This is a genomic window from Prevotella conceptionensis 9403948 (assembly GCF_000312305.1).
Taxonomy (GTDB): Bacteria; Bacteroidota; Bacteroidia; order Bacteroidales; family Bacteroidaceae; genus Prevotella; species Prevotella conceptionensis.
Window position 1 is genome coordinate 8,338 of record NZ_HE999446.1, and the last position, 15,549, is coordinate 23,886.

The 15,549-nt window shown below is 45.4% G+C and carries 10 protein-coding genes; 4 read left to right on the forward strand and 6 right to left on the reverse strand.

Features of this window, described 5'->3' with window-relative positions; all coding sequences use genetic code 11:
- The 4 genes from BN93_RS18530 to BN93_RS19000 form a co-directional block, all read left to right on the forward strand.
- A partial coding sequence (locus BN93_RS18530; RefSeq protein ID WP_044260026.1) for a glycoside hydrolase family 31 protein occupies nucleotides 1-999 on the forward strand: 999 nt, incomplete at its 5' end.
- A gap of 233 nt (nucleotides 1,000-1,232) precedes the next feature.
- Entirely contained in the window at nucleotides 1,233-2,792 is a 1,560-nt protein-coding gene (locus tag BN93_RS06315; RefSeq protein ID WP_044260028.1) for a Gfo/Idh/MocA family protein, read from the forward strand.
- 1,788 nt (nucleotides 2,793-4,580) lie between these two features.
- Entirely contained in the window at nucleotides 4,581-5,954 is a 1,374-nt protein-coding gene (locus tag BN93_RS06325; RefSeq protein WP_316928613.1) for an alpha/beta hydrolase-fold protein, read from the forward strand.
- Between the two features lie 44 nt (nucleotides 5,955-5,998).
- Nucleotides 5,999-6,265, forward strand: a complete 267-nt coding sequence (locus tag BN93_RS19000; RefSeq protein WP_316928614.1) for a hypothetical protein — start codon at nucleotides 5,999-6,001, stop codon at nucleotides 6,263-6,265.
- Between the two features lie 191 nt (nucleotides 6,266-6,456).
- Here the strand turns inward: BN93_RS19000 and BN93_RS06330 are convergent, their stop codons facing one another.
- The 6 genes from BN93_RS06330 to BN93_RS06355 form a co-directional block, all read right to left on the reverse strand.
- On the reverse strand, nucleotides 6,457-7,056 hold the full coding sequence (locus tag BN93_RS06330) for an RloB family protein (RefSeq protein WP_019187494.1): 600 nt from the start codon (nucleotides 7,054-7,056) through the stop codon (nucleotides 6,457-6,459).
- A 2-nt stretch (nucleotides 7,057-7,058) separates the two neighbouring features.
- Entirely contained in the window at nucleotides 7,059-8,342 is a 1,284-nt protein-coding gene (locus tag BN93_RS06335; RefSeq protein WP_019187495.1) for an AAA family ATPase, read from the reverse strand.
- A gap of 514 nt (nucleotides 8,343-8,856) precedes the next feature.
- Nucleotides 8,857-10,446: a hypothetical protein gene (locus BN93_RS06340; RefSeq protein ID WP_019187496.1), complete on the reverse strand. Its 1,590-nt coding sequence runs from the start codon at nucleotides 10,444-10,446 to the stop codon at nucleotides 8,857-8,859.
- A gap of 74 nt (nucleotides 10,447-10,520) precedes the next feature.
- Nucleotides 10,521-10,688 (reverse strand): hypothetical protein, encoded by a 168-nt coding sequence (locus BN93_RS17920; RefSeq protein WP_198007497.1) that lies wholly within the window; start codon nucleotides 10,686-10,688, stop codon nucleotides 10,521-10,523.
- Between the two features lie 913 nt (nucleotides 10,689-11,601).
- The gene (locus BN93_RS06350) at nucleotides 11,602-11,802 is read right to left on the reverse strand and encodes a hypothetical protein (RefSeq protein WP_019187498.1); all 201 of its coding nucleotides are present in this window, start codon (nucleotides 11,800-11,802) and stop codon (nucleotides 11,602-11,604) included.
- Nucleotides 11,803-11,813: 11 nt separating this feature from the next.
- Nucleotides 11,814-15,206: a leucine-rich repeat domain-containing protein gene (locus tag BN93_RS06355; protein WP_019187499.1), complete on the reverse strand. Its 3,393-nt coding sequence runs from the start codon at nucleotides 15,204-15,206 to the stop codon at nucleotides 11,814-11,816.
- Between the last annotated feature and the right edge of the window lie 343 nt (nucleotides 15,207-15,549).

A 15,549-nucleotide genomic window follows, 5' to 3' on the forward strand; every position in this document is an offset into this window, starting at 1 on the left:
ATGGTGAAACGCCTACACCAGATGGGCTTTAAGGTGATGTTGTGGGTCTGTCCCTTTGTTTCTGCCGACAGTCCTGAGTATCGCGACCTAGCCGAAAAGGGCTTTCTACTAGCCGACACCACCTCGCAGCCAGCCATTATTAAATGGTGGAACGGGCAAAGTGCCGTGTACGACTTCACCAACCCCGATGCACGCAACCATTTTATCGGCCTTTTGCGCGGCGTTCAACAACGTTACGGCATCGACGGCTTTAAGTTTGATGGAGGCGACAACCACTTTTACCACCGCACCGACCTTGTTTCGCACGGTGGAAGGAACATCGTTTCGGTAGATCATACACGCGCTTGGGCCGAACTGGGACTTGCTTTTCCCTTCAACGAATACCGCGCAGGGTGGCAAATGGGTGGCAAAGAGTTGGTTCAACGCTTGGGCGACAAAGACTATTCGTGGCAAGCCGTGCGCCTGCTTATCCCCGATATGATTGCGGCAGGGCTGCTTGGCTACGCCTATGCTTGCCCCGACATGATTGGCGGCGGGTCGTTCGCCACCTTCTTAGGCATCGACGCCAGCCAGTTCGACCAACAGCTCATCGTGCGTTCGGCGCAAGTTCACGCCCTTATGCCCATGATGCAGTTCTCGGTTGCCCCTTGGCGCATTCTCGATGCCCAACACCTGCAAGCCGTAAAGGCTATGGCTAAGCTGCATGCAGCCTTTGGCCACTACATCTTGCAGTGTGCACGCCAGTCGGCTACAACGGGCGAGCCCATCGTTCAAAGCCTTGAATACGCCTACCCTAACCGCGGTTATGCCGAAATAACCGACCAATGGATGCTTGGCGCGCGGTATATGGTGGCGCCGATGGTAACAGCGGGCACTAGCCGAAGTGTGGTTCTTCCGCCAGGAAAATGGAAAGACGACCGCGGGCGCGTGCTGAAAGGTGGCCGAACGATAACCATTGACGTGCCGCTGAACCGACTGCCGTATTACGAAAAGCTGTAACAGGCGCAACGCGCAAACAGCCTTCGCGCCCCATTAGCCCAACCGCTAGCGGGGCGTTGGTTATGCGTGGCAACGCAACCGACACTCGCCGAGAGGGAGAAAAAATGTTTTTTCCCGAACATTTCCTACACATTCACAGCATATTTTATTACCTTTGTCTGCAACAATCACGCCTTTACATCACAACATATCATATTGAAAGGTAGACTTTAACATTAAATTTAACAACATATATGTTACGTAAAAACCTACTATTACAATTGTCGTTTGTGGCACTCGCATTGATGCCGCAAGCGATGAAAGCGCAGTTTAACTGGCCATACAAAAACGTAAACGGCACGTTGGTAACCGATGTTCCCCAACGCGATGCAGGACAACAGCCCGCCCTCAACCTCGTTACGCCTAAGATGAAGGTTGTGCGCGTGGCCTTTGTTGGCCTCGGCATGCGCGGACCTGGTGCCGTTGAACGCTGGACCCACATCCCCGGCATAGAGATTAAGGCGCTTTGCGACTACGAAAAAAGCCGTGCCGAGGCCTGCCAAAAGTATTTAAAGCAAGCCAGCATGCCTGCCGCAGACATCTATTACGGCGAAAACGGCTACAAGGAAATATGCAAACGCCCCGACATCGACCTCGTGTACATCGCTACCGACTGGGCTCACCACTTCCCCGTGGCCAAAGAGGCCATGACGCATGGTAAGCACGCGGCCATAGAAGTGCCTTCGGCCATGAACATGCACGAGATTTGGGAACTTATCAACCTGTCCGAAAAGACACGCCTGCACTGCATCATGCTCGAAAACTGCTGCTACGACTTCTTCGAACTCAACTCGTTGCACATGGCACAAGAAGGACTTTTCGGCGATGTTATCTACGCCCAAGGCGCCTACCGCCACGAGTTGTCGCCCTTTTGGAAACACTATTGGAAGAACGGCCCCAACGACAAGCTGGGCTGGCGCCTACGTTATAACAAGGAGTTTCGTGGCGACGTGTATGCCACACACGGCCTTGGCCCCATTGCACAGGTGCTGAACATCCACCGCGGCGACCGCATGCGAACCCTCATCGCCATGGATACGCGCTCGTTTAACGGCAAAAAGCAAGCAGAAAAGTACTCTGGCGAGCCTTGCGACACCTTCCGCAACGGCGACCAAACCACAACGCTCATCCGCACAGAGCAAGGTAAGGTGATGGAAATTATACACAACGTGATGACGCCCCAGCCCTATAACCGCATGTATCAGCTTACGGGCACCAAGGGATTTGCCAACAAGTATCCCGTGGAAGGTTATGCCGTGTCGGCCAAAGACATGAAAGAGGCCGGCGTTACGCCCTCTAACGATGACCTTTCGGGACACGATTACCTGAAAGAGGCCGACATGAAGGCCCTTGTTGAACGCTATACCAGTCCGATTGTGAAGAAATATGGCGACGAGGCCAAAGAAGTGGGCGGCCACGGAGGCATGGACTTCATCATGGACAGCCGCTTGGTTTACTGCCTGCAAAACGGCTTGCCACTGGATATGGACGTTTACGACTTGGCCGAGTGGTGCTGCCTAGCCGAGCTTGGCTCCATCTCGATGGACAACGGCTTTATGCCCGTAGAGGTTCCCGACTTCACTCGCGGTCATTGGAACGAGATTAAAGGTTACAAACACGCTTACGCAGCACCCGAAGACGAGGCCAAGGCACTTGCCGAGGCCAAAGCATTCACCGCCCAACTGAAAGCCAAAGGTGCTAAATATTGGGCAAATGCCGACAAGAAGGCTGCCAAAAAGAAAGGTAAGAAGTAAACTGCACCACAACTTCACACCACGCAAATGGGCCTTTCAAAAAAACAAAATACATGTTTAACCTACGACATGCAAACCTGTCAACACGTTAACTGGTCTACTCGTTAACTGGTCAACCCATCAACTGGCCAACTCGTTAACTGGCCAACTCGTTAACTGGTCTACTCGCTAATCGGTCTACTCGTTAACTGGTCAACTGGTCTGCTTGTCAACTAACAATTGAAACTCCCCAAAAGAAACCGAGCAAACCTCCTATTTGTTCGGTTTCTTTTTGCGACGTGTTCTCGCCTTTTAATATTTCTATGCTTAGAGAGGAGTTTGTTGTCTTTGTGATGCCAAACAAAACAACAAACATCTCTCATACATAAAGTGCAAGAGTATCAACTCACAAACTCATCAACTGGTTAACTGGTCAACTCGCTAACCTATCAACTGGTTAACTCGTCAACTCACAAACCCACAATCTTAAATTTATTGTTTTTATTTTACAATACCACTCTAATTTTAGCTCCGTTCTAGCGAAATTAAAGGTTAAAAAGTAGGTAAACCACTACCATTTCTTGCTTTTCACGCCTTCCCGTTTGTCTATTTTTAAGCAAAAAGCCTGCATTTTGCACCATTTTACCTTCCTAGTTTGGTTGGCAGCTCACAATTTTTCAAGCCGAATTACACGCTTTTAGCCCCTAAAAACCCACTTTTTGACGACTATTTCGCCCTTTTCGGCCATGTTTTTAATGGTTCATAAAGGTTTTGTTTATGCAATTGCAGTGCATTTTTATGCTTTTCGTCACACATTTCATATCGATTAGTGCTGCATTTAGCACCATTTTACCTTGCATTTTGCACCAAAACGCAATGCATTTAGCATCAAAACGCACTGCATTTAGCACCAAAACGCACTGCATTTAGCACCAAAACGCGCTACATTTAGCTGCAAATGGCACAAAATTTAGTGCAAGCGGCGGTTTCCTTAAATAAAAATTCATTTTGTTGCATTCATGGATTGCCCCCTTTTTGCATCAAAACTAACCTCCGCGAGAATCGATTTTTTGCGGCAAGGCGGACAATTGTGAGCAGAAAGGGTACTCATAATGTTAAATTCCTTACCGAATAGTTTACATCGGCTGGTGTATTAGCGGCTGGACGGGCGAACAAGTTAACAAGTTGATGGGTGGACCAGTTGACGAGTGGACAAGCGAACTAATTAGTCGTTCTTTTCGCGTTTTGGCATAAATACGTCCATTTTGACATAAGAACATAAGGAACATAAAGAACTCCTCCTTGCTTTTTCCTCATGATGTGCCACAGTAAAGATGCTTTTATAGTCAAACAGAATGAGATTTGAAAAGCCACAGCCGCATCATCAGCAAACAAAAACTCTCGTTTTCTTCCGCGTAAGGGATTGTTCATTCCCTGCAACGCACATCTTGCACGCTGCAAACAACAATTTTCCAAATGCAATTCTGTTTCACGATAACTCGTAAAAAATGTATTGATGGCACACCCGTCAAAGGTTGCCTTTTTGATACATACTCACGTTTTAACCGCAGGCAAATTCAGCAGAATTTTCGGATTTTATCGTATCTTAGACAGGCGTTTCGTACATCAGAGGAATGCCCATATTGGTTTTACGGCATAAAGACAATCAGCTCCCATCAATTTATAGAAACATCAAAAGTCGAAACAACTTCTACAATAAAACAGTTCTCATGGCGTTATTGACTTAAAAGGCTCTCCCGAACGAACATCTGCAACGCCAAGAGCCAAACAAAGGAGCAACAACTCAACATGAAACAACAAATAGTAAAGCATCTTTTTCTGCTATATGCGTTTATCTGCATGCCGCTACATGGGCAAGAAACCTATGCTAGCCTAACGCGAGCGGCTTTGGAAACCATGTGGCAGTCGGCAGACAGCGCAACTTACAAGAAATCGCTGGCCATGTACGAGCACGCCTTTTCGCTTTTCCCCGACAGCATCGAAGACATGGGACTATACAAGGCGTCTGTACTTGCCGGCTACCTGAACGAGAAAGACAAGGCATTTAATTATCTAAACCGCCTATTTCAATTGTCTTCAAAACTTCCACTGTCTACCAATTGGAGACTTATAATTGGCGAGTATGCCCAAGACGAGTATGCGAACCTGCTTTCTGACCCTAGATGGAGTGACTTGAAAAACAAAGCCTTGAAAGCCAAACAAACTTTTTACGACGACCTAAAAGCCCAGGAAAAAGAGTTTTACGTTGTGGACAAAGTGCCATTGAACAACACGAAAGACGGCAAGGCACTGTACAGCGAGATGAAGAAAAAGGCTGGATACCTGCCCAAGCAGCACCAAAACTATTCCCTTACGCTGGTGATAAACGACACGGCACGAACGGCATTCTTCGTTCATCTGCCCCCGAACTACAACCCTGCCAAGCGTTATCCCCTGCTGTTCTTCCTACATGGGGCAGTAAGGAACAACCTCCTAACCGACTATCTGCCGGCCGCGTGGGTGCTGTACGACTGGAACAGATACTACACCAAGTATGCCGAGCTGAACGATGTGATACTTGTCTTTCCACAAGGTAGCAAAGAATTCAACTGGATGACCTCCGATAAAGGGTTCTTTATGGTGCCTAAGATACTTACGCTTGTTAAAAAGGCTATCAACGTAGACGACAACAAGGTGTTTATTACAGGACACTCAAATGGGGCCACAGGCTCTTTCTCGTATCTGATGAAACAGCCAACGCCTTTTGCGGGCTTCTATGGTTTCAACACGCAACCAAAGGTTTTCACGGGCGGAACCTTTGTCGAGAACATCAAAAACCGTTCGTTCATCAACTTCTCAACAGATAAGGATTACTATTATCCGCCAAATGCCAATGACGACTTTACCAAATTGATGAACAGCATCAATGCCGACTATAAGGAATATCGTTACAATGGTTTTCCACATTGGTTTCCAGAGTTCGACGAATCTGAACCGGCATACAAGATTTTGTTTGCCGACCTTCTTCAGCGACAAAGAAACCCCTTCCCCAAAGAAATATCATGGGAGTTTGACGATAACCGATATGGAAACATTGATTGGCTTACAAACATAAAGCTAGACACATTGGCAAACAGGAAGGATGGCATAAAGAAAAGAACTTCAAAATCAACCAATGGCTAGAATATAACGAAAAAGACAGTCTTATAACCAAAACCGTCGACAAGATGGCCTTCGATTTTCCACGTAAGTCGGGCAAGATAAGGGCAAGGTATGCAGACAATGTCTTCCATATAGAAACGTCTTGCATCAAATCTTTCACGGTAAACATCGCTCCTGAAATGGTAGACACGAACAAGAAAGTGCGCATTTTTGTTAACGGGAAGTTGCGTTTCGACAAGCGCATTGGATATGATGCGAGCTTGATGTTGAAGAACTTCGATGCAACACAAGATAGAAGTCAAGTCTGGATAAATCAGATTGACATCCGATAAAGCACAAAATCCACAACGTTATTTCGACTAATGGCGCATGCAACACCCCGTTTCACACGAAGCAAACAGCCCTTTGCCCCCCCACTTACGAAAAAGGGCACTGCCACCCCCCGTTGCGCCCCCACTTGCGGTACAGCGGCACGGCATCAGCCCCCACTTCATTCGAATGTGTATGTGTACAAAATTTCCGTTTAGCGGTTTTTCTCCAACAGCTCTATTGCTTTATACACCTTTGAATACGACACGCTCTCACCCCTATTAACCTTATCTTCTTGTTGTTTACACCTTTCTATGGCTTGCTTCAAACGTTCTCCTTCACATAATTGTCTTACCCAGCTATCATTCTTTAAGAACTTTTCGCTCTTGTCGAATTGCGAATTGTATTCCTTTATTTCTTCAACAACCTCGTTACTCGTTTTAAAGAGCCTACCCGCCTCCTTATAATGCAGTAAAAACCAATACTCAATGGAAGGTAAGCTGTCGCAGAACAGCACGCCTTTGTTGTTGGCATACTTGTTCTTCATGCGCTCCACCATTTGGCGTTCCTTGTCGTTGCGTAGCGAAACGTCGGCATCAAACACAACAATGGCAAAGCCCTCGTCTTTTAATATGATGTCTACACGCTTGTCAAGTTCAAACGCATTTTCCCGTCCGAAGTAACGTGGCCTTATTTTTACCCTATACTTTCGCAACGTTTGCAGATGTTTAAAATACCATTGCTCAGTAATCCCCGCGCCCACAATAATGGGCGTAGGGTCTTTTAATTGCTTTTGCGCTTGTTTCCTTGCCATACTTATCCAATGTTAGGCAATGCCCCAAAGCGACCATTGCGGTAAAACTTGCGGAAAGAACTAATTTTGTTCAGCCCCTTAAAGTCAGTAAGCGAATAAAGTTTGGTAGCACCATCCTCCCCTTTCTCTGTAAACCAAACCATGTCCTTTCTAAACATGTCGTCCACCTCATCTAAAAGAGGGTCGTAGTGTGTAGTGATTAGCAGCTGACTACGCCCTTCCGCCTGCAAGAATCGGGTGAGGATAAACTCTACAAGCTCAGGATGCAGCGACGATTCTATCTCGTCTATCGCAAGAAAGCCCCATTCGCCTAATGTTTGGTAGATGGCTGTCTCAATTCCAAAGCCCCTTTTTGTCCCGTCACTTAAAGCCCTTGTAGGTAAAGAATATTTCTCTTTACCATGTGCGTTTACTACTTGATGTTCGAAATCAATATAAACCCGACTCATGATCCCCTGGCTTAAAACCATTTGTTTCTCTTCGTCCGTAAGTCTGCCGTCTTGCATAAGCCCGTTTATTTTGTCAGCTGGTAAAGGAATGGCTTTACGTTCGGCCTTTATATCTGAAATGTTGAAGTCAGAACGTCTCATAAACTCTAAGAGAAAGTCTTTTAGATCTTTGTCATTAGGGACATTAAGTGCCGCGCGTGTAAAGATGTCATCTTTAGGCCAGATAACAACATCTTGAACAATTGTTTCAGCCCACTCAAAGGCGTTGTCAACGAAAGGTATCGCCACATTCACCATTTCTTTCGCAGCAAAAAACGACATGTTGGGCAAACATCTCAATGACAATTCTTCTAATGCAGCCTTTGAGACTTTAAGGTCTGCATGCAATTTGATAACCGAAACACCATTGTCTAAGGTACGGTTAAGCAGCAATGCGGGTTGTGTGGTTTTGTAATACGACAGGCGTTCACAGTAAACCCACTTATTGTCCAACACAACTTCGTACTTATACTTCATATCTCCTACGAAGAAAACTAGCTCGAAGGAGGAAGGTTCGTTAGGGGTTGCCTGGTCGAGCTTAAAAGGCTGTACACCGATAGCTTCGTCTTTTGCGCGTTTCCTACTAAACCAAAATGCCCACAAAAACTCAAAAGCGGCCAACAAGTTCGACTTTCCACTGGCGTTCGCCCCATAAACCAAGGCGAAACGCAACAGTCGTGTATTACCGATCTGCACCACTTGATAGTCTTCGAGGGTCTTGTCGTCTGTTGCTTCAAAACTAAATGTGGTAGAATCTTTAAACGACAAGAAGTTTTTTATTGTTAGTTCCTGTATCATTGCATTAATGTTGAACGTAGAGATGTTGGCTACATCCGCCTTGCAAAGTTAACAAAAAGTTACTCTTTACGAAACGTTTTCCCCATTTTTGGCACACTCACACCTACTATTTATAGGTTAGGTTATCGTAAGTTTAAAAGTCAGAGAGTTGATTTGTCCAGCACTTCGTATATGAGAGGAGTATTTATCTCGTGTGTCAGAGAGTCACAAAAATAACAAATTCCACTCAATTTATAGAAACGAGATCTCTGCAAAACCCTCATACGTTCAAAAGGGGTATCATTGAATATCAACAAGTTGCCTCTTCTAAAACTTCCTTGTGGCGGAGTTTTGCAGAGGCCTCGAAATATTAAAAGTCTAGACGGTTTCAACATATATATGATGTGTACATTCTTTATTGTCATACTAAAGCCAACAAAATCAAAACGGGGAGCAAACGCCACTTGGCTGTTTGCTCCCCGCTATCGTGATGCCGACTTACAGTCGGGCTATGATTGCTTATTAATAATGTGGCTTACTCGGCCTTCCATAAGTTTTGACCAGTGTTGCGTTTGTTGAGGTTTGCCATCCTAACCTCTGTTTTATTAAAGTGGAGATAGAAAGCCTGCTCAGGTGTGAATAAACTTCCTGAACTTGTCCAGAAATACCCTCGAACACCAAGCTGTTCTAATTTGCCTGCAATATAGCAACCTGTGGCAGGTAGAAAGAAATAATTGGTTATATCACTGGGCCTACCCTTAGCAACCGTCTTGTTGGCGTCTCCTCCATCGGTGTAGTTTTTCGTATAGTCGAATGTTTTACCGCTAGGAAGAACATATCCCTCCTTAAGCTTTGAGACAGGCGTTATATTGTTTTCTGCAGCGATAACGTTTTGTTTCTTCAACCATATACCACCAGAACGAAGGTGTCCCCAAATAGTCCACAGCGTACTGTTATCCCAATGTGGGTCGCCCTTCATCACATACCATTTACATTCGTTGGCATTGGGACAGTCCTTGGCTTTGTTGCTTGCATTCAAAGGAGCAGGGCCTCCTCCTTTGATCTCATTGTACCAACGTTCATCCGCCTTTGAAGTTGCGTAACCCGTGCCAGCAGGATCACTATTATCCTTTGGTTGGTTGGCTACACCAGACCAATAGTCTTTCTTCGCATCCCACATATAATATAACTGTGAGCTATAGTCTCTTACATTAATGTCTTGCGAGATATCGTAGAACTTATTCTCTTCATAGTTCTTCGATTTGACAACCTTAGTCACCACACCTCCAACTTTTGTTACAGCATCTTTGAGGTAATATTTGATGGTGAGTTTGTGTGCGCCAGGCTTTATAACCATGAACGCTCCGTTCTGGTTGAGTTGTGCATTGGGGCTTTCCAACTTAAACCCTTTGGGATTAGCAGTGCCACCCAAGTTTAGGGTAATGGTTTGCTTGGTGCCTTGGCCCGTTAGTTTTTTCGTTGTGGGGTCGAGCGTAAAGTTTCCGGCAATGAAATTGTCTGAGGTAACCTCAATTTTCTCGATGTATGTGCTCACAAAAGCATGCTTGGTTTTAGGCAAGAAACAGAGATAAGCCGTCTTGTGATCTAGTTTGAACTCGAACTGGCCACCGTTTTTTGTGGCTATGGCCATGCCGCAATCGCCCGCTTCGCCAAAATGCTTAGTGCTGTTAGGCTCGTTCTGGGTTTGGTTTTCGGCAATGGTAACATTGTTGTTGGTGCCGTTTACACCAGGATAAAACACCATATAGGTGTTGCTGTTGGCAAAAGCACCTGGCACCATGAACTTGAAACCGGCCTGCTTGTCGGCACTCACACTGTTTCTGCTGCGCTGATAAGCGTTGTTGTCGTCCAACACGTAAATCTTATCGGCGTTTTCCCAATAGAAAGCACCATCGGGATAGCTCATCGAGGTACGCGTAGTTGCACTAACCTGCCTTGTGCTGCCATTTGATGTAAATGCCGTTAGGCCTGTAGTTTCTGTACTCCCGGTGTCTGGAGTCTTGGTTTGGGTAAGTTCGTCAATGTTCGACTGACATCCCGTCACCAAAGCAACAAGAGCTGCCGCAAAGGCAAAACTCCTTATATTTGTCTTCGTTAATTGCATTATTTACTTGATTTTTTTTGTTTTCTCGATTACTTTAAAACATAAAACAGACTTTGTAAGGCCCTTGGTTTTCCTTAAAAGTACTTTGAGTTCTCATCCTCATCTTCCTCAATTTCTCCTCCCTTTACAGCTTTATTATGCTGTCCGGGCACTGATGCGTCGAGCAACGTTACTGCTTCAACACCTACAACCTCTACTTGGGGTTTGGTGTACAAACTCCTTTTCAATTGATTCTTTTTCATTCTTTGATTAGCTTTGTACCTGAATATTGTTATTATTATCGACAAATATCGCAAAATGGACAGACAAAACATACGACCAAATGCGACCATGCGCCGACTTATAAAGACATAAGAAAACTGATTTTTAGCCAGTTCTACACTACCCTCTACTTTTAAAACGGGTGCAAAGGTACGCATTTTATTTTAGCCGAGCAAAAAAATGGGCAAGAAAATGCGACTTTTGCCTATTGTTGTGCCTTAACCCCAATCGGCTCGTTAAACCGCTTATCAATTATTTTAGGTTGTTTCCATCGTTTCCTATGCTGATTTCATTTGTTTGTCGACAGCTTTTCAGTCTCACTCTCTCGACGTAGCCCGCTATGCCTTCAAGAATAAGACAGACAATGCGCTCAACAACCAAACAAAATCTGCACAAGCTATAATGGCCGATTGGGGTTGAAAAAACAACCGTTGTTTTTGCACTTCGACTTGGAATGTGTATAATCGAGGCATTACTTGCGCGAGAAGAATAAAGAAAAAGATTTGTCTACGGCACCGCTCGTACCACGTTTATTATCAACTGCCTACTAGCTTTGCGCATTCTTGCGAAAAATTCTTTATCCCGATATAGTAGTTGTTGAGAGGAACACCCTAACGGTTATCCGTTACGGAACACGTATATTTCAAAGCATCACTCTTCTGTGGCTTTCGATTTAAGACCGTTTGGGGTTAAAACGTTTAGGTGAGGGTGGTTTGAGACATACACAACAGCTTGCTGAACAATTTCAGCTAGGCATTGAACGCACCCTCGCAAATTTGGCCACAGAAGAGAATAGGGGAGCAATCGTTGCTCCCCTATTCAGGTTTTCATTAATGCTCAATTACTATATAAACACCCATTTAGGGAGGTTTACCGCGATGCTGCGTTAGCAGTTTAAAACTCGGCAAAGGCATTGCAGCCTTCGGATTCAAAGTTCTCGTCCTCCTCTTCTTCAAAGAAGTCGGAGGCCTTGCCATCTATGGGATTGTGTGGGTTGTAGCCCCCGCCAACGCCAGGGCTGGCTACGATCATCAGTTGTTCTGTTGCCACCAGCAATACCATGGCCAATGGCTTTCTGTATGTTTCCTTTTTCATTGCACCATATTTTATTTAACAATTACTTTCTTGCCTTGGCGGATGTAGATACCCTTTTGTGGGTTGCTCACTCGCTGTCCGTTCAGATTATAGAATATGTCGTTGCCTGTGTTGCCCTCATCAGTTGTCACCTCTTCGATAGCGGTGGTGGTATCATCGTCATCGAAATGCAGTATCAACTTGGCGCCCGCAGGCTTTTTCAGTTTAAGGTATGCCTTATGTACGGGGAAGTTGTTCAAAGGCGTAGTGCATTTCTTGAACGTTCCGCCCTGCATCACATAGATTGGAGCTGTTGTCGAAGCTTGCACGGTGGCAGGTTTACCAAACACGCCATGCATGACATTGTTAGATATGTTATACGGGACATTGTCTTTCTCGCCAATGGTGTAATAGAATTTGTTATTGGAGGCAACCTTATTGTCTATTATTTTCAGTAGCACACCTGTCTCGGCTGGCACATATGCGTACGAGTCGCTAACGCCTCCGTGCTTGTCAATACTTGTCATCTTAATGTGAGATGTGGCAGTGCCATAGTCGCCCGCCCCAGACTCTATCTTAGAGCCTGCCACGAATGCAGCTACACGAACGCCGTTTTCAGCCACACAATCCTTAAAGTCAACATCGAACTCGCGTGCGAAAGTGGCGTACTTCGTACTTATCTGCAAGTCGGTGATGCGATAGTCTATTTGCGAAGTGAAGTTGTAGGGGCTTGGCTTGTCCTTCTTTGTTGCTTGGTCGTAGACAGTCTTCGTCCACTTATCCTTATAATCTTGGCATGCCGACTTCTTAACATATATCTTGGTGTAAGGTGCAAACTCGTTAAAGTTTACTTCTGTTTCGTCTAACGCGAAACGAGTGGTGCTGAGCATGTCCTTAGTTGGTTCGCTCTCGATAAAGAACACGCTCTTTATATTATGGTTTTTAGCCACAAAAGCCCTTGCCCCGATATACTTCACGTTCTTCTTAACCACCACTTCCTGTACGCTGCTGGGAGCGTTCTCGAAAGCGTAGTCGCCGATAAGACTCACTTCGTAGGTGTTGCCTTGATACTCGATAGACTTGGGCAAGATAAAGGTGTGGTCGGCACACGAAGTGCTGAGCAAATCGACCGCTTTGTCGGACACAGCGATGTATTCCTCAGTCTTTTCGTTGAACGAGGGGCTTATGGAGGCGAACTTACTGTAAAATGGATCAGCTTGATATGCGGCAAGCTTGTCTTTACGCACGTTGATGCGTATCTTTCCCATGTTCTTTATTGGCCCCTTGTCTTCATCGAACGAGGTTTCATTCTGGCCCTGATTAATTCTGTTGGGGGTAATCATCTGGTCGCAAAGGAACGTGATGGTGTTCAAGTTATCGCAAAGTCCGAATGCCCGAATGCCGATAGAGTCTACCTTATTGGGGATAGTTACATTCACCAGTTTCTTACAATCGTAGAAGGCATAGTCGCCGACAATGGTTATCGACGGAGGCAACAACGTGAACTTATCGTTGGCTTTGCCTGGTGGGAAAATCATTAGTTTCGCCTTATTCTTAGAGAGCAGGCAGCCGTCTACGCTAGAATACTCGTTATTGTCTCTGTCTACGTTTATTTCTGTGAGGTTTGAACAGTACTTAAATGCCTCGGGGCTAATGCTAGTTGTTGTTTTTGTCACGTCTATTTTGGTAAGAGCTTGGCATTTCAAGAAGGCCTCGCGCTCAATCTTCGTTACTTTCTTGGGGATGTTGATGCTAGTAATGCCACAATCGGCAAAGGCTCCTGCACCTATTACATCTATTTCGGCATCGGGATGGAATGTTACCGTCTTCATACTAGCACATCCGATGAAAGCGTTAGACTCGATAAAGCGCACAGACTTAGGGATGTTAAACGACTCGAGAAGGCGCAGACCAGCAAACACATTCTTTTCAAGCCTCTCCAACTCGCAGTCGCCTAAGAAATTGAATGCTTTCAGTTTGGAGTTCGTGGAAAAAGCCCCATGCCTGATGTTTTTCAGTTTTGAACCTGCCGGGACATTGATTGTTTCTAGGTTGATGCACATGTAGAAAATCTCGTTCAGCTTGGGCAGCGATTTGGGCAACGTCACCTCCTTTAGGCTGCTGCACCACCTGAATGCATAATATTCAATCTCTTGCAATTGTGAGTTAGCATCGAAAGTTATCGTCTTGAGGTTTTGTACATCGCGAAAAGCTTCTGCGTTGATGCGCGCCACTTTTGCGGGAATGTGCATCGTGGTTATATACTTGGCACTTTGAAAGGCGTGACCCGCGATCACCTCTACACTCTGGGGTATCGTATAGGTTGTGCCCATTTTGCTGCCAGGGTAGAAATAAAGCGTTTTCATGTCCTTAGAGAACAGCACACCCCCCACGGCAACAAAGTCCTTGTTCTGGGGATGGACCTTATATTCCGTCAAATTCGAGCATGCCTCAAAACAACCTTCCGACATACCATCACCTGTTACGTCATCATAGGGTTTCAAGTTTTGGGGCAATGTTATGGAGGTAAGTTTAGTTACGCTGTACATAGACGATTTAACCAATTTCGTTACGCCGTTAAGGTTGATGCTTTCTAGCTTGGAATTACTTGATATGGCGTAATTAGTAATGGCTTTAATGCCATTGGGTACGGTATAGTTGGTGGCCTCTCTCCCCCTTGGATACAATACGAGCGTTGTATCTCTGAAAAGAACGCCATCGATAACCTTGAAATGTGGTGCGCCAGCAGGGATCTCGAAGGCAGTAAACGAGCTGGTGGGTACAATAGTGGGGTAACCCTCGTACACCTTTTCTAGATTCTTAGGCAAAGCAATCCTTGTAAGGCCATGCACGCTTTGGAAAGCAGCCGCATCGATATACGTTACTTGCCCATCGACAGTGAACTTCCCTCCCTGCAACGGAACATCAGAAGGAACGGCATAAAGTGTTTTCCTACCCCTAGAGTAGAGTACACCGTTTGCATCGCTCTCAAACTTGGGGTTTTGAGGATGCACATCGAATCTTGGAGTCGAGTAAATGCTACTCCACGCCCCAGACCTTATCGTTTCCAACTTTTTGGGAATGTTCATAGAAGTGAGTGTAGCACCCGAGAATGCGTACCCCCAAATATACTCCATGGTTTCCGGCAAATGCACAGAGGTGATGCCATAACTCCTGTATTGTGGATTATACTCTGCCCCGATAACAGTAAGAACGTATCCGTACTTATCGGTCACGGTGGGTGGCAAGTTCAAATGTCCTGTCTTGGTGGGTTTCACGCCAAGATAAGAAAGGGTTAGTTTCTTTCCCGAAACAACTTTGTAATAGCAATCACCGAAATTCACAATTTGGTCGTCGGTGTATGAAAATCCCCTAATTGGCATTGCCACAAGCAGCATAAAAAATAAAAGTCTAAACGTGTTCATGTTATTATGAGTTATTTAATGAAATGGTAATTGCCCCAGAAGGTTAGATGTTTAACAATACGATAAGCCCCAGCAATAAACAACATGCCAGCTGCTTAAACGCCCAACGCACCACGGCATTGCCGTACTCAATGGTTTTGCATTTGCACAAGACTTGTGTTTTGTAACCCCCTACGGTATTAATTCTCTCGTTTTCCATGACATGTATAAGTTGCATTCTTATAAATACGTACGTACAATTCCGTAACTCTCAATAAAGGGGCATTTGCCATCTCTAATCTCTATCGGACGCTGTTTTTCATGGGCATCCGTTGTGTGTTGCGAAGTTTCCAACCCGTTGTCC